We start from the raw sequence: 25,824 nt of genomic DNA, 5'->3' as shown, positions 1-25,824 counted from the left end.
CGTTTCAGCCTAACACGAAGCATGCTTACTATTTCAAGTACCGGACCAAAACGTCTGCCGCCGCGGCTAGGCTCGAAGGATGGATCACAGCATCAGCCTGAGTCAGCACGTGAACGCCACCCCGGAGAAAGTCTGGCGGGTGATCTCGGATATTCCGGGGTCGGCCGCCACGCTTTCCGGCGTCGAATCCATCCAGATGGTCAGCGAGGGGCCGTACGGTGAAGGGACCCGCTGGAAGGAGACGAGATCCATGATGGGCCGGCGCGAAACCGTGGAAATGTGGGTGTCGCAGGCAGATCCGCCACGCAGCACAACAGTCAAGGCGCTGCAGGGTGGAGCAGACTACACGTCCAGGTTCACGCTGGAAGAACGTGGCAGCGGGACCGACCTGACCCTGACCTTTGGCGCGGAGCTCCTCAGGCCCACCGTGTTCAGCCGGCTGATGCTGGCCCTCTTCGGGCGGCTGGGCATGAGCATGACGCGAAAGGCCCTGGCGAAGGACCTCGCCGAGATTGCCGCGAAAGCGGAGCAGCTGTAGTGGCGGGACGGTCCGCGGGGAAACCCCGGCAGGGCGCCGCCTCGAAGATCACGCCGCCAAGGCTGGTACCGGTCCGGCTGGAGGGCCTCCGGGAGGACGATGAGCCGGACTTTCGGCGCGCCGAGCGGTACGACGGCATGCGCTATACCCGGGCGGCCGCCGACGGGCTGGAGCTCAGCGGTGTCACCTTCGCCGAGTGCGAATTCGCCGGTGTCTCCTTCAATGAAGCCCAGCTGCGCGGTGCCAGCTTCCGGGACTGCGTCATCGAGGAGGCCTTTGCCCCCGTCCTGAACCTGGCCCGGTCCACCATGCACGACGTCGTCATCAGCAACCCGAGATGGGGCTCGGCAGAGCTCTACGAGAGCGGCTGGCAGTCGGTGCGGATTGACGGCGGCAAGCTGGACTACCTGAACCTGCGCGGCTCACGGCTGGCGGACGTGCAGATCAGCGACTGCATCATCAGCGAGCTGGACCTGGGTTCCGCAACCGCCGCCCGGGTGGCACTGAAGAACTGCACCATCGGAACCCTGGACCTGGCGGGCGCCAAGCTGAAGGACTTCGACCTGCGCAGCACGGACTTCCGGAGCATCAGCGGTCTGGGCAGCCTGGCCGGCGTCGTGATTGACGAGTACCAGCTGGGACTCCTGGCTCCACTCCTGGCGGCCCACCTGGGCGTGGTCGTCGCCTGACGAAGTCGTGCCCGCGGAAGCAGAGGAGTTTTTGTCCACTTGTCACGACTTCGCGGCACGTCAAGTCGCGACAAGTGGACAAAAACTCCGGTTCCGTTGACCGGTTGCCCGCACCGTGTAATCTTTATAGAACGAACGGTCGGTAATTTATTCGCTGCCGGCCCAGCTTCTGCGAAAAGGATGTTCTCATGGTCGAGGCTTTTCTGGTCGGCGGTGCCCGCACCCCGGTAGGACGATACGGCGGGGCGCTCTCGGCGGTCCGGCCCGATGATCTCGCCGCGCTGGTGGTCCGCGAGGCCGTGGCCAGGGCGGGAGTTGATCCGGACGCGATCGACGAGGTCATCCTCGGCAACGCCAACGGCGCCGGCGAGGAGAACCGAAACGTGGCGCGCATGGCCACCATCCTCGCCGGCCTCCCGCTGCACATCCCCGGCATCACCGTGAACCGGCTCTGCGCCTCGGGCCTGAGCGCCATCATCATGGCCAGCCAAATGATCAAGTCAGGCGCTGCGGACATCGTGGTGGCCGGCGGCGTGGAGTCCATGAGCCGCGCGCCGTGGGTCCAGGAGAAGCCGCAGGCGGCGTTCGCCAAGCCTGGCGACATCTTCGACACCTCCATCGGCTGGCGCTTCGTGAACCCCCTGTTCAAGAAGGGCGAGCTGTCGCGCGACGGCAAGATGACGTTCTCCATGCCGGAAACCGCGGAGGAGGTGGGCCGCGTGGACAACATTTCCCGCGAGGACGCCGACGCCTTCGCGGTCCGCTCGCACGAAAGGGCGCTCGCGGCCATTGACGCTGGCCGTTTCAAGGACGAAATCGTCCCGGTGACGGTCAAGAGCCGCAAGGCCGAGACGGTGGTGGACACCGATGAGGGACCCCGCGCCGGCACCAGCATGGACGTGTTGTCCGGCCTCCGTCCGGTGGTTCCGGGCGGCTCGGTGGTCACCGCCGGCAACTCGTCCTCCCTCAACGACGGCGCCTCCGCGATCATCGTCGCCTCCGAGGCCGCAATCCAGCGGCTGGGCCTGACGCCGCGCGCCCGCATCATCGACGGCGCGTCCGCCGGCTGCGAGCCGGAAATCATGGGCATCGGCCCGGTTCCGGCAACCCAGAAGGTGCTTAAACGGAGCGGGCTCAGCGTCGGCGACCTTGGCGCCGTCGAACTTAACGAGGCGTTTGCCACCCAGTCCCTTGCGAGCGTGCGGCGCCTTGGGCTGGACCCGGACATTGTGAACAACGACGGCGGTGCGATCGCTTTGGGGCACCCGCTGGGTTCCAGCGGGTCCCGGATCGCCATCACCCTGCTGGGCCGGATGGAGCGCGAAGACGCGCGGATCGGCCTGGCCACCATGTGCATCGGCGTGGGCCAGGGAACAGCCATGCTGCTGGAGCGCGTGTAGTGCCGGGCCAGAACAGCGAAAGCCAGGACAGCGCGGACGGACACTTGGGCACCCTGCAATTCAGCACCATCCTGGTCGAAGAGCGCGCCGACCGGGTGGTGGTGCTCCTCAACCGGCCGGACGTCCGCAACGCCATCGACCAGCAGATGGTGGACGAGCTCCATGCCGTGTGCGCCGCGCTCGAGAAGGAGCCCAAGGTCCTCATCATCGCCGGCACCGAGGGCGTGTTTGCCTCCGGCGCGGACATCGCCCAGCTGCGGGAGCGGCGCCGCGACGACGCACTGCAGGGCATCAACTCCACCATCTTTGTGCGGATCGCCAAACTGCCCATGCCGGTGATCGCCGCGCTGGACGGCTACTGCCTGGGCGGCGGCGCCGAACTGGCCTACGCTGCCGACTTCCGGATCGGCACCCCGGCGGTGCGGATCGGCAACCCGGAAACCGGCCTGGGCATCCTGGCCGCTGCCGGCGCCAGCTGGCGGCTGAAGGAGCTGGTGGGGGAGCCCTTGGCCAAGGAAATCCTGCTGGCCGGACGGGTGCTGAAGGCGGAGGAGGCCCTCGCCGTCAACCTGGTCACCGAACTCCACGAGGCTGCCGAGCTCATGGACGCCGCCCACCGGCTGGCCGACCGCATTGCGCGCCAGGACCCGCTGGCCGTCCGGATCACCAAGTCGGTGTTCCACGCCCCGGCCGAGGCACATCCGCTGATCGACCAGCTGGCGCAGGGAATCCTGTTCGAATCGCAGGCCAAATTCGACCGGATGCAGAACTTCCTGGACAGGAAAAGCACAGACAGGAAGAACACAGACAAGAAAAACGACAAGAACACCACAGACGGGACCAAGTCATGACCGCCATTCCCCAGCACGTCGGAGTCCTCGGCGGCGGCCGGATGGGCGCAGGAATCGCCCACGCCTTCCTGATCAAGGGCGCCACTGTGGTGGTGGTGGAGCGCGACGGCGATGCTGCCGCCGGCGCCCGCACGCGGGTCGCCGACGCCGTGGCCAAGTCCGCAGCCCGCGGCGCTTTGGACGGAGCCCCGGAGGATGTCCTGGCCCGTTTCAGCACGGCCACCGACTACTCGGCCTTCGCTGGCTGCGGCCTCGTGGTGGAGGCGGTGCCGGAGGACTTCGAGCTCAAGGTCAGCGCCCTGAAGGCCGTCGAGGAACAGCTTGCCCCCGAGGCGTTCCTGGCCTCGAACACCTCGTCGCTCTCGGTCACCGACCTCGCGGCCCAGCTGCAGCGGCCGGCTAGCTTCGTGGGGCTGCACTTCTTCAATCCCGTGCCCGCATCCACCCTGATCGAGGTGGTGGTGGCCAAGGAGACGTCACCCGGGCTGGCGGACCAAGCGAAAGGCTGGACGGAAGCGCTGGGCAAGACCGCCGTCGTCGTCAATGATGCCCCGGGGTTCGCGTCCTCGCGGCTGGGCGTGGCCATTGCGTTGGAAGCGATGCGCATGGTGGAAGAGGGCGTGGCGTCGGCGGAGGACATCGATGCCGCCATGGTGCTTGGCTACAAGCACCCCACCGGCCCGTTGAAGACCACCGATATTGTGGGCCTGGACGTCCGCCTGGGCATCGCCGAGTACCTGCACTCAACGCTGGGGGAGCGTTTCGCCCCGCCGCAGATCCTTCGGGATAAGGTGGCCCGAGGCGAACTGGGCCGCAAGACCGGCAAGGGGTTCTTCGACTGGGCTGACTGAGCGACTGAACCTGATCCGGTCAGCCTGCCCCTGCCGCCGTCGGCCGCGACCCCCTACAGGAGCGTGGGCCTAGAGCAGTCCCACGAAGTAGCCGACGAAGAACAGCAGGCACAGCAGCACCACAATTCCGATGACAATCAGCACCGCCACCTGGGTTCCCCGCGGCGGTCCGCCCTCGTCGTGCCCCTGCGGTCCGCCGGTTGAAGCTTCAGCAGGCGGCGTTTCCCCGGGCGGTACTCCGCCGCCCGGTTCCAACCCGGTCAGGTGGTCTTCAAGGGGGTCGGGGTTCTGGCTGCTCATGGGGTCCTCCTGTGCTGAAGTGCGGCTGGGACGGTTACAGCGACTCGAGTTTCTGCCGAAGCCCGTTCAGGGCCGGATCGCGCAGCTTCATGAACTGCGGCTTGAGGAACGGCTGCAGCAGCTTGTAGGGCCAGTTGATGCTGAACTGGGCCGTGTACAGGATCTCGGAACCGGAACTGAGCGACCGCACGTCGATTGAGTCAAAGGCCACGAGATTCCGGTGCTCGCCCCGGAGCTTGATGTGGTTGTCGAAGAGCTCGATGACCTCATACTCGATGGGCTGGCGCTTGTCCCGGAACAGCGCCTCGGCATGGTAGCGGTGGCCGACGGCAACGGGCCCCTCGGTCAGCTTGTCCATCACCGCCGTGCCCGGGTCCCACTCACTGGTGTGTTCGAAGGCGGACAAGTAAGCGAACGCAGTCCGCGCCGGCAGGGAAGAACTGACAGTGCCCGAGACTGTGATCATGATCCCAGCCTAGCCACACGGGCCGGAGGGCACACCCCCGGCCCGCATGTGGCCCGTTCCGGCCGGCCGTCAGGGCACCAGCCCGGCGAGGGCAGGCACGTACCCGTAGCGGTAGCCTGTAGCGGTCGGGTGGAACACGTCCCCGGGCTGCCCCTTCAGCGCGCAGTTGATGGTGGGCAGGCAGAGTGGCTCGGGGGGGCCGACGATCCAGGGATCGGCGGATCCGATGCCATGATTGGTGAACTGGTTCGTGACGCTGACGTACTTCACCCGGTTGGCCAGCGCGGAGAGTGCGATGGTGCCGTTGAGGAGGTCCGCGGCGGAGTTCAAGGTGCGGATGGTGGTTTTCTGCTCCTCGGGCATCGAGGCGTTCGCGGTGAACAGCCGGGGGTATCCGGTCAGCACAATCCTGGCCCGGGGAGCGTATTTCTTTATCACTGCCACCATGGCCTTGATCTTGCCGGGCAGCTGGGGGAGTTTAACCGCCAGCGAATTCACCAGGGCGGCCTTGCAGAATCCTGTGGCGGTGGAGGCCGCGCATTGCGCAGCCGCAGTTCCAGCCTCGATGTCGTTTCCGCCCACCGTGACGGTGATGACTGAGGCGTTCGCCAGGTACGGCGCCGCGGTGCGGTTGTAGGCAGCAGCCGTCACGACGGCGGACACGTCTGCCGTGGTCGCCCCCGAACAGGCCAGGTTTTCGCCGCCCAGCATGCGCGAATACGCCGCCGCTGTCTGAACGCAGGGCAGGGCCGGAATCCATGCGGGCCCAGCCTCATATGCCCCGCCGCCGATTCCTGCTGCATAGGAGTCGCCAAACCCGAGGTAGATGGGCGGCGGATCGGCGGCTGTGGCGGGTGCGGCGGTAAGGCTGGCGGTGAGCGCCAAAGCGGCCAGGGCGCCGGCCAGTCGGGCTGTGCGGCGTCGGATCGGTTCGTTGGTCAACACGATGAAACCCCCTCATTCAGGGAAAACCACGGAAACGGATGCAGGGAAGGCTGCGGAGAATCGGCAAGCGATGAGCCAGGCCTGCCGTGGGCGGCAGGCCTGGAAACTGATGGCGCAAAACGGCGCTCATCGCCCTAGGGTATGCCCGCGGAAGGGTCTGAACCCCGGCACGCGGTACTCGTTTTTCCGCCGCGCGCTCCGGCACTACTTGCTTTAAGCCCCTGCACCCGGACCGGAAGATGTGGTTAGCTGGCTGCGTGAATGCGAGCGGACAGGTCGGCTGGGACGGGGCAGTGAACGCCTGGCTCGTGGCCGGCTCCGTGTACCGGATGGGGCGGCGGGAATGGGTTACCGAGGCTGGCTGGAGGAAGGCCTACGGGGACGGCATCCGCACCATCGTTGACCTCCGCAATGCCGCGGAACGCCAGCCCAGGCCCAGCGACCCTGACGTGGGCGGGGCGCTCGCCGCGTTCGACGTCGTCCACACGCCCACGGAGGACCCGGACAACCTTGAGTTCAAGGCCCTCTGCGATCCGTACCTCAACGATCCCGCGCACTATGCCGCCAATGCCCGTCTGTTCCCGGACCGGCTGGCCGCCGTCTTCAAGGCGGTGGCCGCTTCCTCCGGGGGCGTGGTGATTCACTGTTCCGCCGGCCGCGACCGGAGCGGCATGATCGCGGCCATGCTGCAGGACCTCGCCGGTGCAGGCGACTCCGAGATCGTCGCCAGCTACCAGGCCGCCATGCGCGGCATCAACGAACGCCATCGGACCATGTGGCCCCCACATCCGCACGAGCGCTACCTTGACGAGGACACCCTCGCCCCGCTCCTGGAAACCCGCGGTGCCCGGGTTCTGGGCTTCGTGCGGCAGCTCAATACCCGGGAATTCCTGCTGCGGAACGGCGTCACCGAGCCTGAGCTGGAGCAGGTGCTGGCCGTCCTCGGCGCTAGGGTTGCCCTGTGACCTCTTCCACTTCCGGCCCTTTGCTCCGGCGCGCACTCGCCCTTGGGGCCGCGGCTGCGGTGGCGCTCGGTGCCCCGGTCGCGTCCGTGCCGGCTTACGCTGCCCCGGAAACCACGACGGCGGCGGTTGCGGCCGGCGCCGGCGCGTCGCCGGCGTCGCCGTCCCCTGCCGCGGATCCTGCCGCGGGTTCCGGAGCGCCGGGCACCGCCGCATTCCCAACAGCCCCGGCGGCCGGGGCGGCAACAGCCGAACTGTCGGGAGAAGGCCTTGCCGGCGCCGTTCTGCGGGACCTGGGCATGACAATGGCGGAATTCAACGCCGCAGGAGAGCAAGGCAAACGAGCGGCCGCCGCCCTGCCAAGGCTCCGGAAGGCGGCAGGATTCGAATCGATCAGGCTGGACGGGGGCAGGATCCTGGTCGAAGGCACCGGCGCGGAGCTCGCCGACGCCGTGCGCGCACTCAACCGGGCCGATGCCGCGTCCCGGCAGGAGTTCGTGCTGGTACGCTCCGAGGCGCCCGCCCCGGAGACCCCTTCCTCGCAATCCTCCCCGCTCCCGGCGGCCCCCGATTCTTCACCCACCCCGCCTGCCGCCGAGCCGGACAGCGCGGCGGCAGATCTCCGTGCGACAGGCATCGACCAGCTTTACCAGGCCTACCTCCGGGAAGTGGGACCGGCAGGCCTCCAGGCCGTGGCCGAGGCGAACGGCAAGTTCGTCATCCGCACGGGTGGTGTGAACCAGCCCGAGTCGAAGCCGCAGGCCCGGCGTGTTGCTGACAGCGACGGTCCTGCGGCCGCGACTGCCGGCACGCCCGGCGGGTCACACCTGTCGCCGTCGGAATTTGTGGAGCAGTACGTCAACGTGGTCCTGGAGAGCGGCGAACCTCTGGTCCGGGAGGAGGACTTCTTCGGCGGACAAGGCTACAGGATCGACGGCTGGGTGGCCTGCTCCGCCGGGTTCAGTGCCTTCAACGCTGAGGGCCAGCCCCTGGTCCTCACTGCCGGCCACTGCGCTGACGACGGCGCCGCGCGGCTCGCCGAGGTGACCCTGCCCGCCGGGGATCCCGCGGGCGGATCCGTGACCGACCCCGCCGTCACCGGAAAACTTGGAACGTTCGGGTTCAGCCAGTTTGGCGGCCCCGGGAACTCGAGGGTCACCGATCCGAAGAATCCCGGCACCCCCGGGAACGACATCGCCGTCATCGAGTCCATCCGAGCGGATCTGGATGCGCGCCCGGCTGCCGCCACCTGGGCGGATGCCGCCAATCTCGCAACCGGCTCAGTACCCATCGTGGGCACGGCGGCGCCGTTCCAGGGGCAACCCGTCTGCCGTTCCGGACGGACGGTTGGCTGGTCGTGCGGAACTGTCGACGAAGTGGGGATTTACATCGTGGGCGGGGGCTCGGGGGACCCTGCAGACCTGCGTTCCTTCCGCGGACTGTTCTCCAGATCCGTGGAATCCAGCGGCGGCGATTCCGGCGGCCCCTGGATCAGCGGAAACTACGCCGTGGGCACACACTCCGCGGGTAACAGCAGCTTCTCCACCGAGAACTTCGCCGTGGCGGCAACACTTGAGGAGTCCATGGCGGTCCTTCCCGGCGTGGAGCTGAGGCTGTTTCTGAACAGGCCAGTCCTTGCCGGCGTCCTGCCTCCGGGGCCCATCAAAACCGGCCAGCGCGTCGCCGGCCGGCTCGCCGCATCTCCGGCCACCGACGTGCCGGCACGAACGCAGGTCCGGGTGACGTTCCCCGGCAGCGAACCGTTCGACGTGGACGTGGACGACCAAGGAAACTGGGCCTTCCCTGCACCCGCTCCGGCCGGGGAGTTCACGGCCCAGACAGTAAACGGCTTCAGCCGCTCTGGGCTGAGCACCTTCAGCGCAGCGCCCGAACCGGCGGCGCCTGAATCACCAGCACCAGGCGGTGCCGGTGCCGTTGCGCCCAGCCCCGGCGGGTCACCGTCCGCGCCCCCGTCGGTGGCGGCCCAGGACCCCAAACCGGCCGGCCTTGTGCCCGCGCCGCAGCCGACGGTGGTGGCCGTGCTTCCTGCTGCAGTTCCGGACCCGGATTCACGGCCGATGTTGCTCGCCGACACGGGGGCATCCGGTCTGACGCTCGCCGCTGCTGTAGCTGGCGCGGCCCTGCTGCTCGGCGGCTTGGTGCTGGTAGTCGTGCGGCGCCGCGGCAGGCGCTAGCCTCACGGCGACAGCGGAGCTGGGGCGGAGGAAGCCGTGCCGGCTCAGCCGATTGTGGCGGCTTCGTCCAGCGTGTGCGGTTCGAAGTGCTCAATGATGTCGCGGATCGATGCGAGGCCCTCGGTGAACGCTGGCGACGCCCGCCACTGCTCGACCTGCTCGAGTGAGGCCCAGGGCCCGGTGCTGATGAAGCGATTGGGCACATCCCGGTCACGCATCAGCAGGCCCCGGCCGCCCGGATAGTCCTTGTGGGTCCTGTCGGCCATGTCCTTCCAGGCCTTTACGAAGTCGTCCTCGTGGCCCGGCTTCACGAGCCAGATACCCAATGTGTAGACAGACACATCCACCACCTCCATTGGTGTGCAGAGCGGATACCTGATTATCGTCCCGCACCGCAGCACAGGGAAGACGCTGCTGGCTTACGCCACAGCCGGACCCCTACTTCGGCTGGGTTCCTATTTCAGCGGTGCCGGCCGCACGCGGACCGGGGCCAGCAAGGTGATGAGCATGATGGCGGTGACCGACCCGGCGGCGATGATCGAGGCCAGCACGACGATCTGGAACCGGCCCGCCTCCAGCGGTGAAAGCCCGCCGAAGATTGCGCCGACGAAGGCGCCCGGCAGCGTGACCAGGCCCGTCGTCTTGGTCTGGTCCACCGACGGAATGAGGGCGGAGTACACGGCGCTGCGTGCCATCTCGCGGGTTGCCTGCCCGGGAGAAGCGCCCAGGGCGAGCCAGCCCTCCACCTGGTCCCAGCGGTCGATCACCGCCTCGTTGAACCTGCGGCCCGCAAGCGCCGCGATCGCCATGGAATTGCCCACCACGATCCCGCCGATCGCCAGCGCGTAGCGGGAGGTGAGCTCGATGGCGCCGGTACCGAACACGATGGCCAGGGATGCGAGGATGCCGGCGGCCATCGAACCGGCCACGACGGCAAGGTGGCGCCAGGACCAGGCGAGGCGGCGTGCGGCGGTAAGGGTGGCGACCGTGAACATGACGGCCAGCGCCACGGCCACCCATTCGGCGCTGGCGATCACGGCGCCGAGGATCAGGCTGACCGCGGCGAGCTGCGCGGCGCCGCGGAGGATGGCGAGGGCCGGCGCGAAAGCATGCGGAACCCGGAAACCCTTGAGGACGGCAGCCGTCAGGACCATCAGGAGACCCACCGCGATTAGGGTGGGGGTCAGGCTGCCAAGCTCGGTCACCAGATCAGCCTAGCCGGGGTGCCCCCGCGTAGGACGTCAGGCCCTCGGGGCAAGCAGCAGGTTGGTGATCCGCATGCTGCAGAGCCGCTGCCCGGCGTCGTTGGTGATCAGTACTTCGTGCGTGGTCAGCGTGCCGCCAAGGTGGATGGGAGTGGCCGTGATGGTGATGACGCCGGTCCGGGCCGAGCGGTGGTGCGTTGCGGAGACGTCCACGCCCACGGCGGTCTTACCCAGCGTGCTGGCGTGGATCACCGCAGCCCACGATCCCACGGCTTCGCCCACGGCCAGCGAGGCGCCGCCGTGCAGCAGGCCGAATGACTGCCGGTTTCCCTCCACCGGCATGGTCGCCACGACGCGCTCGACGGACTCCTCCACGATTCTCACGCCCATCTTCTCGTCCAGCTCGCCGAGGGTGATCTTCCACAGCTCTCCGGGCGTTGGGCCTTCGGGTGCTTTAGTGGCCGCCAGTTCTGCGTCACGGGCTTCCGGCGTCATGTGCTCTCCTTGGGTCGTGTGGGGTGCCACTAGTGTGCAGCGGGGCTCATTCATGTACTGTAGACATATTACCGAACGGACGGTCAGTAATGTTCTGGCCGGATCAGATTTGTCCCCGTTGGAAGGACCCGTCAACGATGACCACCACCGCCACTGCCCCCGAGGCCACCCTGGACACCGTGCAAACCGTCCCCAGTTTCGTGCAGGACTCCTGGTGGACTCCCGACGCCGGCTCGGCAGCTTCCGCTGTTCCCGTCCGGGACGCCAGCACGGGGGAGATCCTGGCCAAGGTGAGCACCGACGGACTGGACCTTGCCGCCGTCGTGGATTACGGCCGCACCACCGGCCAAACGGAACTCGGCAAGCTGACCTTCCACCAGCGTGCCCTCAAGCTCAAGGAGCTGGCGCAGTACCTGAATGCGCGGCGCGAGCACTTCTACGCGTTCTCCGCGCAGACCGGCGCCACCAAGATCGATTCGATGATCGACATCGACGGCGGAATCGGCGTGCTGTTCACGTTCGGGTCCAAGGGCCGGCGTGAGCTGCCCAACGCCCAGGTGGTGGTGGACGGGCCCATGGAAGTGCTGTCCAAGGACGGCTCGTTCGCCGGCGAGCACATCTATACCCGCATCCCCGGGGTCGCGGTGCAGATCAACGCCTTCAACTTCCCGGTCTGGGGCATGCTCGAGAAGCTCGCGCCCGCGTTCATCGCCGGCGTCCCCACCATCGTCAAGCCCGCCACACCCACCGGCTACGTCGCCGCGGCCGTGGTGAAGGCCATCATCGAATCCAACATCCTGCCCAAGGGATCGCTGCAGCTGATTTCCGGCTCGGTCCGCGGGCTGCTGGACGTGCTGGACTACCGCGACCTCGTGGCCTTCACCGGCTCGGCGTCCACCTCGCAGTCCCTCAGGTCCCACCCGAACGTTGTGCTGGGCGGCGTGCGGTTCACGTCGGAGACCGACTCGCTCAACGCCGCCATCCTCGGCCCGGACGCCGTGGAAGGCACCCCGGAATTCGATGCCTTCATCAAGTCCGTGGTCACCGAAATGACGGTTAAGGCCGGGCAGAAGTGCACCGCAATCCGCCGCGCCATCGTGCCGCAGGAACTGGTGCCCGCCGTGGTTTCCGCCATCGGAGCCCGCGTGGAGCAGCGCGTGGTGCTCGGCGATCCCCGGGCCGAGGGGGTCACCATGGGCGCGCTCGCCTCGGTGGAGCAGCTCGCCGATGTCCGCGCCGCCGTGCAGTCCATGCTCGACGCCGGCGGTGAGCTGGCGTACGGAACGCTCGATTCGCCGTCGGTCACCAGCGCGGATGGCGCAACCGGCGTTGTGGAAGGCGGTGCCTTCATGTCTCCCGTGGTGCTCAGCTGGGCTGACGCCGACGCCGAGCCGGTGCACTCCCTGGAAGCCTTCGGCCCGGTGTCGTCCGTGATCGGGTACAAGGACATTCCCGACGCCGTCCGGCTCGCCGCCCGCGGCGGCGGTTCGCTGGTCGCCTCGGTCTGCACCAACGATCCGTCCGTTGCGCAGGAACTGGTCACGGGCATCGCCGCCCACCACGGCCGCGTGCTGATGCTGAACCGCGAGGACGCGCGGTCGTCAACCGGCCACGGATCGCCCGTCCCGCACCTGGTCCACGGCGGACCGGGACGTGCCGGCGGCGGCGAGGAACTGGGCGGCATCCGTTCGGTGATGCACCACATGCAGCGCACCGCCATCCAGGGCTCGCCCAACATGCTCACCGCCGTGACCGGGATCTGGCACACCGGCGCCGACCGCAACTTCACCGTGGACACCGAGGGCACGCACCCGTTCCGCAAGTCCCTCGAGACCCTGCACATCGGCGACGCTGTCCGTTCGGAACTGCGTGAGGTGTCGCTCGAGGACATCTCGGCCTTCGCGAACTCGACCGGTGACACGTTCTACGCCCACACCAACCAGGAGGCCGCGGAAGCCAACCCGTTCTTCCCGGGCATCGTGGCGCACGGCTACCTGCTGCTGGCCTGGGCTGCCGGGCTGTTCGTCGAGCCGGCTCCGGGTCCGGTCCTGGCCAACTACGGCCTGGAGAACCTGCGGTTCATCACTCCTGTGGCTGCGGGCGACTCCATCCGGGTGACCCTGACCGCCAAGAAGATCACCCCGCGCGAGACCGATGAGTACGGCGAGGTGGCCTGGGATGCCGTCCTGACCAACCAGAACGACGAAATCGTGGCCACCTACGACGTCCTCACCCTCGTGGAGAAGTAACCCCGACGCGCTATCAGATCCTGCAGGGTTTCCCCCGACGCTCCATCAGATCCTGCAGGGTTTTCCCGGACGCTTCCTCACTGGGCGGCCGGGCGGAATTTGCCCTGCTCTTTCGGGGTTCTCCGGGCGTAAAATGACCCGCGTAGGAGGTGGCGAAATGACCCTAGCACTGAGAACAGCCACAACCATCCTGCCTGTCGATGATCCGGACCGCGCCCGCGGATTTTACGCGGAAACGTTGGGCCTCCCACACCGTGGCAAGGCTGAGGATGGAAGCGATTTATTCGGCAACGCTGACGGCCCCATGCTGCAGCTGATGCCTGTAACTGACGGAAAGCACTCGGAGCACACTGCGTTGAGTTTCGAGGTCACGGACATCGAACGGACCGTCCAGGACATGGAGTCCAAGGGCGTTCGGTTCCAGGACTACGACCTCCCCGATTTGAAGACCGATCACCACATCTGTTCGACCGACGCCGAGAAATGCGCCTGGTTCATGGACACCGAAAACAACATCCTCTGCGTCCACGAAAGGCTCGGAACCCAGGCTGAATATCAGCTCTGATCCGCCCACCGTTGCAGATTCCCAAACCCTTCCTCACCTAGGTGAGGAGGGGTTTGGTTTTAGGCGGCAGGGTGAACTGGTCCCCGATAGTTGGACCTGGTTAGTAAGGCCTAGGCTGCAAGGGCCTGGCTTCGGTATTGTATCGGGCTCAGGCCGTTGAGCTTCGTTGAGATTCTGTCGGTGTTGTACCAGCGGATGTACTCGTGCAGTGCTGTTGCCAGGGCGCCGGGGCTGAGGAACCGGACGTGGTGGAAGAGTTCTTCCTTGAGGTGGCCGAAGAAGTTCTCCATCACGGCGTTGTCGTAGCAGTTGCCCTTGCGGGACATTGATTGGACCGCGCCGGCTTCCTTGAGGAGAGTGCGCCAGGAGATGTGCTGGTACTGGACGCCCTGGTCCGAGTGCACCAGCGGTTTCTGCCCGTCCTCGAGCGTGGCCAAGGCGTCGCGCAGCGACGCGTTGGTCAGCTCCAGGTTCGGGGACGAGCCGATGGCGTAGGAGATGATCTGCCGGTCGAAGAGGTCCATGATCGGGGAGAAGTAAAGCTTTCGGCCTCCGACGCTGAACTCTGTCACGTCGGTAACCCACTTCTGGTTCGGGGCGGTGGCGTCGAACTCCCGGTTCAGCAGGTTCGGGGCGATCCTGCCCTGCTCGCCCTGGTAGGAGTTGTAGCGCTTCCTCCGCCGGACCTTGCAGACCAGCCCCAGGACACGCATCAGCTTCAGAACGGTCTTCTTCGCGACCGTCCACCCTTTCTTGAGCAGCTCTGTGTGAATGCGCCGGTGCCCGTACCGGGCCTGGCTGTCGTTGAAAATCTCGGTGATCGTGGTCTTGAGCGACGCCCGCGGATCGGGGGCCTGGAGGCGGGCCTGGTGATAGAAGAACGTGGACCGGGCAAGCCCGGCGACGTCCAGCAGGACGCCCAGCGGATAATCAGCCTTGAGGGAGATGACGGCCTGGACCTTCACCGTCGTCCCTGTTCCCTCAAGGCCCGCAGTTTTCCCAGATAGGCCACCTCCGCCCGCAACCGCTCGTTCTCCCGGCGTAACCGTTCCATCTCCGGTGTATCCGGCGGCGGCGGGGCGTCGGACTTACGGGGCCTGCCTTTGGGCTTCGGCCGCAATGCATCAGCACCCTCCTCCCGGTAGCCCCGTACCCACTTTTGCAGCACGCGAGGTGAGGACAGGCCGGCTTCCACTGCCAGGTCCGGGGCGGTCTCGCCCGCTAGGAACCGTTCCACCAAGGCGAGTTTGAACTCGAATGAGTACGACGTTGGCGGCTGCGGCATCAAAACTCCTCGACCATGAATCCTCCACCGCAGGTAGAGACCCCGAACCGGCGGCAAGGGCACACCCAGCACTCCGGCCGTCGCTCTAGCTGCGATGCCCTTCTCGAACCACGCTACAGCGGCCTTGCGCTGGACCTCAGACAACGAACTAGACGCACGCATAAAACTGCTCCCCACAAGTCGGAACTGAATATCTCAGTCCAACTTCCGGGGAGCAGTACAGGGGGTGGGAGAGGGTTGGTTTTGGCGTTTCAGGACCACGGGGTGACCGGGTGGCCCTGCGGTTCGCCGTCCACGGACACGTCAGCCCGCTCGTTGAAGAAGCAGACCAGGCCGTGGATCTGGCGGGCGTCGATGAACCGCGAGTCGTAGGCCCAGGCGATGTTCTTGCCCCGGGCCGACTCCGGAAAGCTCCAGTACTTGGCCTCGCCCTTATAGGGGCAGACGGTGCGGTGCGGGCTGGCCTCGAGCAGGTCCAGCCGGACGTCCTCGGGCGGGATGTAGTACCGCACGGGAAGCAGCGTTTCGTAGAGCAGATGGGCTCCGACCGTGTCCGCCAGCATCACGCCGTCGAGCTTCACCTCGATGCGCCGCAGCGTGGCACGGATGTCCACGCGGTGGAACGGGTCCCGCGGGTGGCCGATGATCTCCTCGTGGTCCTCGAACCAGTGGAAGGCGCCGAAATCCAGGATGACGTAGCCTTCCAGATCCGGATCCGAGGGCCGGAACGCTGCCCGGGGCACACTGAACGCGGATGCCACGACGTCGAGCTCCTCGCCCGCCGCAGTGTGCCGCCTGAACCCGGTCCGCGGGTCCAGGGCCGACGGAGCCTCTGCCATCAGGCGGACCGGATACTCGTCCGGACCGGCGTCCGCATCAGCTCCAGGCGGCTCGAGCCGCGCCAGCAGATCCTTTTCGGGCACGGCGTAAACCGGGGTGACGCGTTTCGGTTCCCAGACCAGGAGGGCTTCCACAGTGTCGACGACGGGGCTTCCGTCGATGCCCGCACGGATCCTCTTGGAGGTGGGCTGGTACCGGAGATCAGGAAATGCGCCGAACAGAAGATCCGACAGTTTCGTGGCCATGCATACAATGTGGGCATCAGGGCGCCCGGCGTCAACGGCTAATTCGCCAACGCCTGTTCGCTAGCCTGTCAGGGCTTGGCATGCAGGCCGTCGAACGCCATGGTGATGACGTCGTCGGCCAGCTTTTCCGGCGAGAGCGAACCGCCCGGCTTGTACCACTCGACGATCGAGTTGATGGTTCCGAACAGGAGGCGGGTCACGGTGCGGGGATCTATGTCCTGGCGCAGTGACCCCTCATCGCGGGCCGCGGAGATCAGCTCGGCTACCCGGTGGTCGAAGGCACGGCGGCGTTCCATGGCGTCCCGTTCGATATCCGTGTTCCCGCGCAGCCGCAGCAGCAGCGTGACGAAGGGCAGCCGCTCCACCAGCACGGCGATGGTCTGGCGCAGCACGAACTCCAGCCGCGCGTCGGCTGCCCCGGAGGTTGCCCCCGGCTGCTCCAGGATGGCTTCCAGCCCGCCGAGCGCGTGGTCCAGGGCCAGCTTCAGTAGGTCGCCCTTTGACGGCACATGATGGTAGATCGCCGACTTGGAGATGCCCAGATTTTCGGCGAGGATGCCCATGGATGTGGCGTCGTAGCCGTGGCGGTTGAAGACGTCGACGGCGATCAGCAGCACGGACTGCTGGTCGTAGCCGGGACGGCCGCGCTTGGTGGGGGCTGCTGTGTTTGCTGCTGTACTGGGCATACGGGCTATTTTCTCATGAACGTTCGGTAATCCCGGCAGACCGCCAATTCGGAGGGTCTGCGCGGCGGGCCGTCAGCGTTTTCCCAAGGTCCGGATCCCACAGTTTTCTTCCGCCAGGGGAATCAGTGCGGCAAAGCTGACCCGCGGGACAAGGAGGTCCCGGTGGACGGCGTTCGGTCTCAGAACCACATATTGGGATGACCGCCGGGGCGATGCGTTTGGCATGTGCCCGGGCCAAGGAGGCACTGAGCATGTCTGAAAAATCTGCAACGTCAAACGGGCTGGGACGCCGCGCGCTGCTGCGCCTGGGTGCGGCCGGAGGAGCCGGAGCGGCGCTCGCGGCCGCACAAACCTGGGCCGGTCCGATGCTGGCTCAGCGAGGGCTCCTGTCACCCGACGGCGCATTCGCCGCCACATCGACAGCCCTGAGTGACGAGTTGTTCTACATCGAAAAATACCCAACGAGTCCGCTGATCCTCACGCCGTTCCGTGACGCGCTGCCCATCCCCAAGGCGCTGGCCCCGGTGCCGCGGTCGGTCTATAGCTCCTGGCGGAATCCGCCGGGGCCGGGGCCGGGCCAGCAGAACTCGCTGCGCAACGAGCAGCATCAGTTGTGGCCGAGTCGGATCGGCTATCCGGACCCCATTGTCTACAAGATCGACGTGTTGCTGCGGACCCACAGGTTCACGACGTCGCAGGTGCTTCCGATCGACTCGGACGGCAATCCGACGCGGTCATACGACTCACTCGGCAGAAGGGTCGATGCCGGCATCAAGCGGACGTTGCCCCCGAGCACGATCTACGGTTTCAACGGGACCTTTCCCGGCCCGATGATCAACGCCGAATACGGCAGGCCAGTGCTGGTGCGGTTCGAAAACCATCTGGACGAGAACCCGCTGAACCTGGACCGCCAGGACTTCGGGTCACCGGACTGGTCCTTTCTGACCCACCTGCATAACGGCCACACTGCCCCGGAGAGCGACGGCAACCCGCACTACTCCATGGTGAGCGGGCCGAAGCACCCGGGCTACCTGCCAAAGATGTTCGTGGACAACCTCTACCTGAACTGGCCGGCCGGCGGCGACGACCGCGAGAAGCAGAGCTTCTTCTGGTTCCACGACCACCGGATGGACCACACCGGCTCCAACGTCTACAAGGGCATGGTGGGCCTGTACCCGATCTATGACCCGAAATACGGCACGGACATGGGCGACGAGCGCCAGGGACTGCGGCTGCCCGGCGTGCGAACCAACAACCCGGACGGGTCCTTCGACGTCAAGTACGACATCCCGCTGGCCTTCTACGACTGCCGGCTGGACGACGGCGAAACTGTGCACAAGGACATCCACGACGTGCAGAACGAGTTCCCGGCCGCGAAGAACCCGGCCGAGCATCCGGAGTGGTGGGGCAAGACCTTCTACAAGCACTTCCCCAATCACGGCTTCGTGGGCGACATCTTCACGGTCAACGGCACCGCGTCGCCGGTACTGGAGGTAAAGCGACGCAAATACCGCTTCCGCTTCCTGGATGCTTCCGTCGCGAGGATCTACGAGTTCAAGCTGATGAGCTCTACCCAGGGACCAAAATCGTCGGCGTCCCTGGGCTACCAGGACGACGAACTCGACGGCCAGTACCGCATCCCCGACGCGCAGCAGTGCATGCAGTTCACCCAGATCGCGTCCGACGGCGGGCTGCTGCCAGTGCCGCTCAAGCGCGACTCCTTTGAGCTGTGGCCGGCCAAGCGCCGCGAGGTCATCATCGATTTCACCCGGTACCAGGACGGTACGCCCACCACGAAGGGCGACGTCATCTACCTCACCAACGTGATGAAGATGCCCAACGGACGCATGTGGTCCAACTCGTCCCGCTTCTCGCCGGACCCGAAGTACAAGGTGCCGGTGCTTAAGTTCGTGATCGGCGACAGCGCCCCGGATGACAGCCTGATCCCCACGGCCCTCCGGCCCCTTCCGCCGCTGCCAAGCAACTGGCAGACCATGCTGGACAACAGGATGGTCTTCGAGGTGAAGCGCGGCAGCCTGGGAGGGGAGACCGAGTGGCTCATCAACGGCAAGCCCTTTGACCCGGCAGCGGTGGCGGCGAGCCTGAGAAATCCCGCCGGCCGCGCACCCCTGGCCCAGCAAAGGAAGGGCAGCTTTAATCTGTGGGAGGTCCGCAACGGGGGCGGCGGCTGGGTCCACCCGTTCCACCTGCACATGGAGGAACACCGGACGGTCATGCGCAACGGCAAGGACGTTACCCGGGGTGGCGACAAGTCGCATCCCGATGACGTGTCCAAGGAAGACCTGGTGGCCCTCGATCCCGGCGAGTCGACGATCCTCTACCGGGGCTTCCGCGACTTCGTGGGCCCGTACGTGGCGCACTGCCACAACCTGGCACACGAGGACCACGCCATGATGTTCGGCTGGTCGATCACGCCATGACCGTCCGTTGAACCTGGCGCCGGGACCCGCCGGCTGGCGGGTCCCGGCGTGCGGATGGACTTACCCCTTCGGGCGCAGGTCGTAGATCCGGCGCAGCTTGCCGTTGGAGCGTTCGAGCGAGCCTGGCTCCACCACATTCACGGTGCACGAAGAACCCACGTGGATCTTGATCTGCTCGCGCAGGGTGCGGGCCGCCGTCGTGCTGTCCTCGGACGTGACATTGTCACGGCGCTCGATCTTCACGGTCAGCTGGTCCATGCGCTGGCCTTCCGGCCGGGTCAGTTCGAGCTGGAAGTGGGGGCTGAGCTCGGGGATGCGCAGGGCGATTTCCTCGATCTGGGACGGGAAGAGGTTCACGCCGCGGAGGATGATCATGTCGTCGCTGCGGCCGGTGATGCGGCCCATCCGGCGATGTGCCGGGCGGGCGGTGCCGGGGAGCAGGCGCGTGAGGTCCTTGGTGCGGTACCGGATGATCGGCAGGGCTTCCTTGGTGAGCGAGGTGAACACCAGCTCGCCGTGCTCGCCGTCGCCCAGCACGTTCTCCTTGCCCGGGGCAGGGTTGAAGGGGTCGATGATCTCCGGCCGGAAGTGGTCCTCCCAGATGTGGCTGCCGTCCTGGGTCTCCACACATTCGCCCGCGACGCCGGGGCCCATGACCTCGGAGAGCCCGTAAATGTCGCATGCCTTGATGTTCATGGTGACCTCAAGCTCGTGCCGCATCTCCTGCGTCCATGGCTCCGCACCCAGGACCGCGTACTTCAGCGAGGTGGAGGTCGGGTCGATCCCCATGTGCGCCATGGCATCGGCGATGGTGAGCAGGTAGGTGGGCGTGGCCAGTATGACGTCCGGCTCGAAGTCCTGGATCATCTGGATCTGGCGCTCGGTCTGCCCGCCGGACATCGGAATCACCGTGCAGCCGAGGGCCTCGGCGCCGGCGTGGGCACCCAGTCCGCCGGTGAACAGGCCGTAGCCGTAGGCGTTGTGGACCTTCATGCCCGGACGGACGCCGGAGGCGCGGAGGCAGCGGGCCACCAGTTTGGCCCAGTCGGCCAGGTCCTGCTTGGTGTATCCGACGACGGTGGGGCGGCCCGTGGTGCCGGAGCTCGCGTGCACGCGGGCCACCTCGCTCTGCGGCACCGCGAACATGCCGAACGGGTACTCCTGGCGCAGGTCCTCCTTGGTGGTGAAGGGGAAGTTGCCGAGGTCAGCGAGTTCGCGCAGGTCCGAGGGGTGGATGCCGGCGTCGTCGAACTTGCGCTTGTACAGCGGGACCCGGTCGTAGGCGTACGCGACGGTGTGCTGGAGCCGGCTGAGCTGCAGCGCCTCAAGCTCGTCCCGGGACATGGTCTCCTCGGGGTCCAGGATGGCGTCGGTGGCGGCGGGGACGGCCACAGTGCGCGCAGCGACGGTGGGTTCAGGGGCGTGGAGGGTCATGGTCTGCTTCCTACTTCTTGGGGATGGTACGGCTGCGTCCGCGGAACTCGGCAATGAGTTCCCCCGGCTGGCCGGCGCTGGCCCCAGCACCGGGATCGGCAGCGAAGATCTGGATGTCGTAAAGGCCGCTGCGGCCAGCGCTGGAGCGGCGGTCGGCGACGGCGGTGATCACCTGGCCCTGGTAGGCCGGCTTGAGGAAGTTGATGTCGACGCCGGCAGCAACGGTGATGCTGTCGGGGTCGGCGGGCGAGGCGGGGTTGCAGGCGAGGGCGAAAGCGGTGTCTGCGAAGGCGAAGATCATTCCGCCGTGGGCCATGCCGAAGCCGTTGAGCATTTCCTGCCGGAGGGTCATCCGGATGGTTGCGTGGCCGTCGCTCACGGCGAGGACTTCTATGCCCATCCATTCCGAGGCGTAGTCGTTCTCAAGGATGTGGTGGGCCACACCGGGGATTGCCGTTTCAGCCATGCGTCGTTGCCTCCAGCTTTATTTACCGAATGTTCATTAGGTAATCCCATTGGAGGGGTGCGTGTCAAGGGTGCGGGCCAGGCGGAGGGGGCCGGCGACGGCAATGACCACCAGTGCTGCCAGGACATGGAGGAGCGCCACGGTCCACCAGAGCGTGAGGTAGTCGGGCCCCAGCATGGCGGGGAAGACCAGGGCGCCGGAGGTGTTGAATGCCGCGTGGAAGACCATGCAGATGGGCACACTTCCGCTGCTGTTGTAGAGCCAGGCCAGCAGCACGGACTGCGCCAGGACCATCAGCAGGAACGGAAGCGGCGGCCGCTGCCCGGTGGGATCTGACAGCAGCTCGGGCAGGTGCCATGCCGCCCACACCAGCCCGAGGAGCAGCGCCGCGGACAGGGCGGGGCGGTCCCGCTGCAGGAGCGGCAGGGCGTAGCCGCGCCAGCCCAGCTCCTCGAAGAGGCCCACGGCCACCAGTGTGAAGGCGAAGGTGCCCAGCAGCATGAACCAGCCGGGGTTCGGGCCAAGCGAAGGCTCGGGTGCGCCGCCGGAGACGGTGAGACCGGCAGAGACCGCCACCAGCAGGCATGGCAGTCCCACGGCGCCAGCGTACCAGCGGCCGGCCACGCGCCAGCGGGCGAGCTGCCGGAGCAGTCGCAGCAGCTCGGCCTTGCCGCCTGCGAGGTAGGCGGTGATGGCCGCGGCCAAAGCGGGTCCGAACGGTACCAGGGGCGAGCTGTCCGGGTTGAGGAGGGTCAGCGGCCAAAGCATCCAGGAAATGGCGAAGGCCAGAGCAAAGAACAGCGGGAGCCGGTGGCCCGCCGGCCAGGCCGGGGCCCGGCGCCGCGGCCCGTCCTTTCGGGTCCGACGGCGGTCCCCGCCGTCAGCGGGCACTGCCCGTCCGGCGGGCATGGGCTGCTCAGCCGGCGACGGCTGCGCCATGACCCGCCTCCGCCGTCAGTGTGCGGAAGTTCCGGAGCAGCGCCAGGACCACCAGCAAAACGGTGGCCGCTACGATCAGGAACGCTGCCACCGGGAGCCCAGCGATGAGCCGGCGCAGGGGACGGGCGGACGATGCTGCGGATGGATCGGAAGCGCGGCCAGCGGGGTTCATCGGGACCACCATCGTTCAGGAACGTTGCAGCTCGGGAGGCTGCTGCGGATGGGCCGGTCCCGGGGCGCTGGCCCACTCCGGGTCCGGACGGCGAATGTGCGCCGACGTGGCAATCAACACCATTGTCTGCTCCCGGAAGCGAGGCAACAAGTGAAAGTATGGGGGAGTGCGCGCCCCGGCGCGTGCAAGTCAGCACACCGGCACGTCCAATGCAGTACGTTCCATGCAGGAGCTTCCAACCAGGGGACAGAACATGGCCAAAGGGATATATGTCAGTGCGACCACTCCGGGATCGGGGAAGTCGCTCATAGCGCTGGGCCTGGCGGACACGCTCCACCGGCACGCGGACCGGATCGGATTCTTCAAGCCGGTGGTCCATGGGGAGGACGCCGGCGCGGATCCGATGGTGGCGCTGATGAAGTCCCGCTTTGATCTCGGGGACGATCGCTGCCGCGGAGGGCTGACATTCACCGAAGTCCGAGGCCTGCTCGCGGAGGGCAGGCGCGAAGACATCGACTCCCGCTGTGTGGAGATCTTCGCGGAGATGGGCCGGCACTGCGACGTGATCATCGTGGAGGGCACGGACCTCACCGGCCACGACGCCGCCGTCGAGTTCGACCTCAACGCGCGTCTCGCCAACAACCTGGCCGCGCCCGTCGTGGCGGTGGTGGGCGCCAAGGGTCGCAGCGTGGCGGAGGCTGCGGCCGCCGTCGACGTTGCCCGCAAGGAGCTGGCCGCCGAGAAGTGCTCGCTGCTGGCCATGATGGTTAACCGGGCGGACCCGGAGGACGTGGACGCAATCGTCGCCGCGGTGAAGCCGGGCGCCTCCGGCCGGCCGGTGTACGTTTTCCCTGAACTGGAGGACATCGCCCGGCCCACCACCGGGGAGGTGGGCGCCGTCCTCGGCCTGCAGCAGATTGCCGGCCGCGCGGACATGGAGCGGGACGTCCGTGACGTCAAGGTGGCCGCCATGAACGTGGGCAACTTTTTGAACGTGCTCGACGACGGCGCGCTGGTGATTGCGCCCGGCGACCGGGCGGACGTGATGGTGGCCTGCCTGGCGTCGTCGTTCTCGCCTGAGTTCCCGGTGCCGTCGGGGCTGATCCTCACCGGCGGCTTGGCCCCGGACGCCAACATCTATCCGCTTCTGGCCTCCGCCCCGTTCCCGGTGTTCGCCACGGAGGACGACACCTACACCACGGCCCGGCGCGTCTCCGAGGTCCGCAGTGAGATCTGGAGTGGCCACCGGCGGAAGGTGGCGTCCGCGCTGGGGCTGTGGTCCCGGCAGGTGGACGAGGCCGAGATGCTCGAGCGCCTGCACCTGCCCCGCGCCGAGCGAATGACCCCGCTGCGGTTCCTGCACGACCTCATTGAACGGGCCCGCTCGCAGCGCCGTCACATCGTGCTGCCGGAGGGCAAGGACATCCGGATCCTGAAGGCCGCCGAGATCCTGCACCGCCGGGACGTCTGCGACCTGACGCTGCTGGGCCGGGAAGCCGACGTCCGGGAGCTCGCGGCCAGCCGGGGCATCGACCTCGCCGGCATCAACATCGTGGACCCCGCAACGTCCGAGCTGCGCCAGGACTTCGCCGCCAGGTACGCCGAGCTGCGGGCGCACAAGGGCGTGGACCTGGCCCGGGCGCTGGAGGTCATGCAGGACGAAAGCTACTTCGGCACCATGATGGTCCAGCTCGGCGTCGTGGACGGTATGGTCTCCGGCGCAGCGCACACCACGGCCCACACCATCCGCCCGGCGCTGGAGTTCGTGAAGACCCGGGAGGGCGTGAAGATCGTCTCCTCGGTGTTCCTCATGCTCATGCCGGACCGGGTGCTGGTCTATGGCGACTGTGCGGTGAACCCGGATCCGAACGTGGAGCAGCTCGCGGACATCGCACTGGCCTCGGCGGAGACCGCGGGCCAGTTCGGCGTGGAGCCGAGGGTGGCCATGCTGTCCTACTCCACCGGCGGTTCGGGCTCCGGCGAGGCCGTGGAGGAAGTCCGGCAGGCCACCGACCTGGTGCGTGAGCGCCGCCCGGACCTCGCCGTCGAAGGCCCCATCCAGTACGACGCCGCCGTGGATGCTTCCATCGCCGAATCCAAGATGCCTGGCTCGTCCGTGGCCGGGCAGGCGACCGTGTTCATCTTCCCGGACCTCAACACCGGCAACAACACGTACAAGGCGGTGCAGCAGAGCTCCGGAGCAGTCGCCGTCGGGCCGGTCCTGCAGGGGCTGCGCAAGCCCGTCAATGACCTCTCCCGCGGCTGCACCGTGGAGGACATCGTGAACACGGTGGCCATCACCGCCATCCAAGCGCAGACCGCGGAACCCGCCCCAGAACCCAGTACAGAACCGTCCGCCGTTTCAGCAGCCCAGGCTTAGGAGGCCCCATGCTCGTGCTCGTCATCAACTCCGGCTCGTCCTCGCTCAAGTACCAGGTCCGCGACGTCGCCGAAGGCAGCGTGCTCACCGAGGGACTGATCGAGCGGATCGGGGTGTCCAACGGCGGCCAGGGCGACGGCGAAGTGGTCGGCCCGGCGGACCATGCCGAAGCCCTCGAACAGGTGGACGCGGCCATCCATGAGGTGCTGGGCGAGAGGCAGTTGGACGCGGTCGGGCACCGGGTGGTGCACGGCGGCGAGCGGTTCGGCGAGCCCGTGCTGATCGACAACGAGATCACCCGTGCCATCGAGCGGCTCAACCCGCTCGCGCCGCTGCATAACCCTGCCAACGTGCTGGGCATCCGCGCCATCACCAAGAAGTGGCCGGACATGCCGCAGGTGGCCGTGTTCGACACCGCCTTCCACCGCAGTCTGCCCGAGCACGCCTGGCGCTACGCCGTTCCCGACGAGCTCTACACCAACCACGGGATCCGCCGCTACGGCTTCCACGGCACGTCTCACGAATACGTCACCAACCGTGCCGCCGCGCTGCTGGACATCCCCGTGGAGGAGTTCGACGGCGTGATCGCCCACCTCGGCAACGGCGCCTCCGTCACGGCGATCCGGGGCGGCAAATCCGTGGACACCTCGATGGGTTTCACGCCGCTGGAGGGCCTGGTCATGGGCACCCGCTCCGGCGATCTGGATCCGTCCATCCTGGTGTTCCTGGCCCGCACCGGCTGGAACGCCGAGGACCTCGATTCGATGCTGAACCGCGAGTCGGGGCTCAAGGGGCTGGCCGGCAGCAACGACATGCGCTCGGTGGTGGAGGCGGCCGAGTCCGGCAATGCGCGCGCGGCCACTGCCCTGGCTGTCACCTCCTACCGGCTGGCCAAGTACATCGGGGGCTACCACGTGGCGGTCGGCGGGGCGAAGGCGCTGGTTTTCACGGCCGGGATAGGCGAGAACTCGCACCAGTTCCGTGCCCTGGTGGGGGAGAAGCTGGGGGCGTTGGGCATCGAGCTCGACGCCGGGCTGAACAGTGAGCGGTCCAGGGAACCCCGCTTGATTTCCACCGAGGCCTCCGCCATCCCCGTGCTGGTGGTGCCCACGGACGAGGAGCGCGCCATCGCCGAGGCAACAGCCGCCGTCGTCGGAGGCTAGGCGCTCGTCCATTGCGCCCCGCTGGTTGAGCTTGTCGAAACCCGCGAGCCAATCAGCGGTCC

Annotated in this window: 26 protein-coding genes; 12 read left to right on the top strand and 14 right to left on the bottom strand. The window is 67.2% G+C overall.

What is annotated here, in order from left to right; all coding sequences use genetic code 11:
• The first annotated feature begins 79 nt into the window (after positions 1 to 79).
• The 5 genes from LFT45_RS18170 (at position 80) to LFT45_RS18150 (ending at position 4,329) form a co-directional block, all read left to right on the top strand.
• Complete coding sequence (locus tag LFT45_RS18170) at positions 80 to 538, top strand: SRPBCC family protein (RefSeq protein ID WP_236804989.1); 459 nt, start codon at positions 80 to 82, stop codon at positions 536 to 538.
• Positions 538 to 1,227 carry a pentapeptide repeat-containing protein gene (locus LFT45_RS18165; RefSeq protein WP_236804988.1) on the top strand — a complete coding sequence of 230 codons (690 nt, stop codon included), beginning with the start codon at positions 538 to 540 and terminating at the stop codon, positions 1,225 to 1,227. The genes LFT45_RS18170 and LFT45_RS18165 overlap by 1 nt, the downstream gene beginning before the upstream one ends.
• A gap of 188 nt (positions 1,228 to 1,415) precedes the next feature.
• On the top strand, positions 1,416 to 2,627 hold the full coding sequence (locus LFT45_RS18160) for a thiolase family protein (RefSeq protein WP_236804987.1): 1,212 nt from the start codon (positions 1,416 to 1,418) through the stop codon (positions 2,625 to 2,627).
• 44 nt (positions 2,628 to 2,671) lie between these two features.
• Positions 2,672 to 3,478 (top strand): enoyl-CoA hydratase/isomerase family protein, encoded by an 807-nt coding sequence (locus LFT45_RS18155; RefSeq protein ID WP_236809420.1) that lies wholly within the window; start codon positions 2,672 to 2,674, stop codon positions 3,476 to 3,478.
• On the top strand, positions 3,475 to 4,329 hold the full coding sequence (locus LFT45_RS18150; protein WP_236804986.1) for a 3-hydroxyacyl-CoA dehydrogenase family protein: 855 nt from the start codon (positions 3,475 to 3,477) through the stop codon (positions 4,327 to 4,329). The genes LFT45_RS18155 and LFT45_RS18150 overlap by 4 nt, the downstream gene beginning before the upstream one ends.
• Positions 4,330 to 4,398: 69 nt before the next feature.
• Here the strand turns inward: LFT45_RS18150 and LFT45_RS18145 are convergent, their stop codons facing one another.
• The 3 genes from LFT45_RS18145 to LFT45_RS18135 form a co-directional block, all read right to left on the bottom strand.
• Positions 4,399 to 4,629, bottom strand: a complete 231-nt coding sequence (locus LFT45_RS18145) for a DUF6480 family protein (RefSeq protein ID WP_236804985.1) — start codon at positions 4,627 to 4,629, stop codon at positions 4,399 to 4,401.
• 34 nt (positions 4,630 to 4,663) lie between these two features.
• Entirely contained in the window at positions 4,664 to 5,095 is a 432-nt protein-coding gene (locus tag LFT45_RS18140) for an SRPBCC family protein (RefSeq protein WP_236804984.1), read from the bottom strand.
• 69 nt (positions 5,096 to 5,164) lie between these two features.
• Positions 5,165 to 6,040 carry an SGNH/GDSL hydrolase family protein gene (locus tag LFT45_RS18135; RefSeq protein WP_236804983.1) on the bottom strand — a complete coding sequence of 292 codons (876 nt, stop codon included), beginning with the start codon at positions 6,038 to 6,040 and terminating at the stop codon, positions 5,165 to 5,167.
• A gap of 239 nt (positions 6,041 to 6,279) precedes the next feature.
• Between LFT45_RS18135 and LFT45_RS18130 the strand changes: the two genes are divergently transcribed.
• Both LFT45_RS18130 and LFT45_RS18125 read left to right on the top strand, forming a co-directional pair.
• Complete coding sequence (locus tag LFT45_RS18130; RefSeq protein WP_442863573.1) at positions 6,280 to 7,005, top strand: tyrosine-protein phosphatase; 726 nt, start codon at positions 6,280 to 6,282, stop codon at positions 7,003 to 7,005.
• Positions 7,002 to 9,197: a S1 family peptidase gene (locus LFT45_RS18125; protein WP_236804981.1), complete on the top strand. Its 2,196-nt coding sequence runs from the start codon at positions 7,002 to 7,004 to the stop codon at positions 9,195 to 9,197. Before LFT45_RS18130 ends, LFT45_RS18125 begins: the two co-directional genes overlap by 4 nt.
• A gap of 44 nt (positions 9,198 to 9,241) precedes the next feature.
• Here LFT45_RS18125 and LFT45_RS18120 read toward each other — a convergent pair whose 3' ends face one another.
• The 3 genes from LFT45_RS18120 to LFT45_RS18110 all read right to left on the bottom strand — a co-directional run bounded on the left by LFT45_RS18120 (position 9,242) and on the right by LFT45_RS18110 (position 10,897).
• Positions 9,242 to 9,538: an antibiotic biosynthesis monooxygenase family protein gene (locus LFT45_RS18120; RefSeq protein WP_236804980.1), complete on the bottom strand. Its 297-nt coding sequence runs from the start codon at positions 9,536 to 9,538 to the stop codon at positions 9,242 to 9,244.
• Positions 9,539 to 9,652: 114 nt separating this feature from the next.
• Positions 9,653 to 10,402 (bottom strand): ABC transporter permease, encoded by a 750-nt coding sequence (locus LFT45_RS18115; RefSeq protein ID WP_236804979.1) that lies wholly within the window; start codon positions 10,400 to 10,402, stop codon positions 9,653 to 9,655.
• A gap of 36 nt (positions 10,403 to 10,438) precedes the next feature.
• The gene (locus LFT45_RS18110) at positions 10,439 to 10,897 is read right to left on the bottom strand and encodes a PaaI family thioesterase (RefSeq protein WP_440157768.1); all 459 of its coding nucleotides are present in this window, start codon (positions 10,895 to 10,897) and stop codon (positions 10,439 to 10,441) included.
• A 137-nt stretch (positions 10,898 to 11,034) separates the two neighbouring features.
• Here LFT45_RS18110 and paaZ point away from each other — a divergent pair, with 137 nt between their 5' ends.
• Positions 11,035 to 13,146, top strand: coding sequence for a phenylacetic acid degradation bifunctional protein PaaZ (gene paaZ, locus LFT45_RS18105; protein ID WP_236804978.1), 2,112 nt, complete (start codon positions 11,035 to 11,037; stop codon positions 13,144 to 13,146).
• Between the two features lie 157 nt (positions 13,147 to 13,303).
• A complete protein-coding gene (locus LFT45_RS18100; protein WP_111902543.1) occupies positions 13,304 to 13,711 on the top strand; it encodes a VOC family protein in 408 nt (135 codons plus the stop codon).
• Between the two features lie 110 nt (positions 13,712 to 13,821).
• Here LFT45_RS18100 and LFT45_RS18095 read toward each other — a convergent pair whose 3' ends face one another.
• The 4 genes from LFT45_RS18095 to LFT45_RS18080 all read right to left on the bottom strand — a co-directional run bounded on the left by LFT45_RS18095 (position 13,822) and on the right by LFT45_RS18080 (position 16,767).
• Positions 13,822 to 14,676, bottom strand: a complete 855-nt coding sequence (locus LFT45_RS18095) for an IS3 family transposase (RefSeq protein WP_236804533.1) — start codon at positions 14,674 to 14,676, stop codon at positions 13,822 to 13,824.
• A complete protein-coding gene (locus LFT45_RS18090; RefSeq protein ID WP_236804532.1) occupies positions 14,673 to 14,996 on the bottom strand; it encodes a helix-turn-helix domain-containing protein in 324 nt (107 codons plus the stop codon). Before LFT45_RS18090 ends, LFT45_RS18095 begins: the two co-directional genes overlap by 4 nt.
• 251 nt (positions 14,997 to 15,247) lie before the next feature.
• Positions 15,248 to 16,081 (bottom strand): DUF427 domain-containing protein, encoded by an 834-nt coding sequence (locus tag LFT45_RS18085; RefSeq protein WP_236804977.1) that lies wholly within the window; start codon positions 16,079 to 16,081, stop codon positions 15,248 to 15,250.
• Between the two features lie 68 nt (positions 16,082 to 16,149).
• On the bottom strand, positions 16,150 to 16,767 hold the full coding sequence (locus tag LFT45_RS18080) for a TetR/AcrR family transcriptional regulator (protein ID WP_236804976.1): 618 nt from the start codon (positions 16,765 to 16,767) through the stop codon (positions 16,150 to 16,152).
• A 251-nt stretch (positions 16,768 to 17,018) separates the two neighbouring features.
• Between LFT45_RS18080 and LFT45_RS18075 the strand changes: the two genes are divergently transcribed.
• Positions 17,019 to 19,208, top strand: coding sequence for a multicopper oxidase family protein (locus LFT45_RS18075; protein ID WP_236804975.1), 2,190 nt, complete (start codon positions 17,019 to 17,021; stop codon positions 19,206 to 19,208).
• A gap of 60 nt (positions 19,209 to 19,268) precedes the next feature.
• Here the strand turns inward: LFT45_RS18075 and paaK are convergent, their stop codons facing one another.
• From paaK to LFT45_RS18055, 4 genes are read right to left on the bottom strand one after another with little or no spacing between them, the layout of a single operon-like run.
• Positions 19,269 to 20,642 carry a phenylacetate--CoA ligase PaaK gene (gene paaK / locus LFT45_RS18070; protein WP_236804974.1) on the bottom strand — a complete coding sequence of 458 codons (1,374 nt, stop codon included), beginning with the start codon at positions 20,640 to 20,642 and terminating at the stop codon, positions 19,269 to 19,271.
• Between the two features lie 10 nt (positions 20,643 to 20,652).
• Positions 20,653 to 21,108: a hotdog fold thioesterase gene (locus tag LFT45_RS18065; protein ID WP_236804973.1), complete on the bottom strand. Its 456-nt coding sequence runs from the start codon at positions 21,106 to 21,108 to the stop codon at positions 20,653 to 20,655.
• Positions 21,109 to 21,144: 36 nt separating this feature from the next.
• Positions 21,145 to 22,047, bottom strand: a complete 903-nt coding sequence (locus LFT45_RS18060; RefSeq protein ID WP_236804972.1) for a CPBP family intramembrane glutamic endopeptidase — start codon at positions 22,045 to 22,047, stop codon at positions 21,145 to 21,147.
• Positions 22,025 to 22,219 (bottom strand): hypothetical protein, encoded by a 195-nt coding sequence (locus tag LFT45_RS18055; RefSeq protein WP_236804971.1) that lies wholly within the window; start codon positions 22,217 to 22,219, stop codon positions 22,025 to 22,027. Before LFT45_RS18055 ends, LFT45_RS18060 begins: the two co-directional genes overlap by 23 nt.
• A 253-nt stretch (positions 22,220 to 22,472) precedes the next feature.
• Here LFT45_RS18055 and pta point away from each other — a divergent pair, with 253 nt between their 5' ends.
• Both pta and LFT45_RS18045 read left to right on the top strand, forming a co-directional pair.
• Positions 22,473 to 24,599: a phosphate acetyltransferase gene (pta, locus tag LFT45_RS18050; protein WP_236804970.1), complete on the top strand. Its 2,127-nt coding sequence runs from the start codon at positions 22,473 to 22,475 to the stop codon at positions 24,597 to 24,599.
• 8 nt (positions 24,600 to 24,607) lie between these two features.
• Positions 24,608 to 25,762 (top strand): acetate kinase, encoded by a 1,155-nt coding sequence (locus LFT45_RS18045; RefSeq protein ID WP_236804969.1) that lies wholly within the window; start codon positions 24,608 to 24,610, stop codon positions 25,760 to 25,762.
• The last annotated feature ends 62 nt before the right edge of the window (positions 25,763 to 25,824 follow it).

Source organism: Arthrobacter sp. FW305-BF8 (assembly GCF_021789315.1).
In the GTDB taxonomy this organism is placed as follows: domain Bacteria; phylum Actinomycetota; class Actinomycetes; order Actinomycetales; family Micrococcaceae; genus Arthrobacter.
This window is presented reverse-complemented; position numbering and strand designations above follow the sequence as displayed.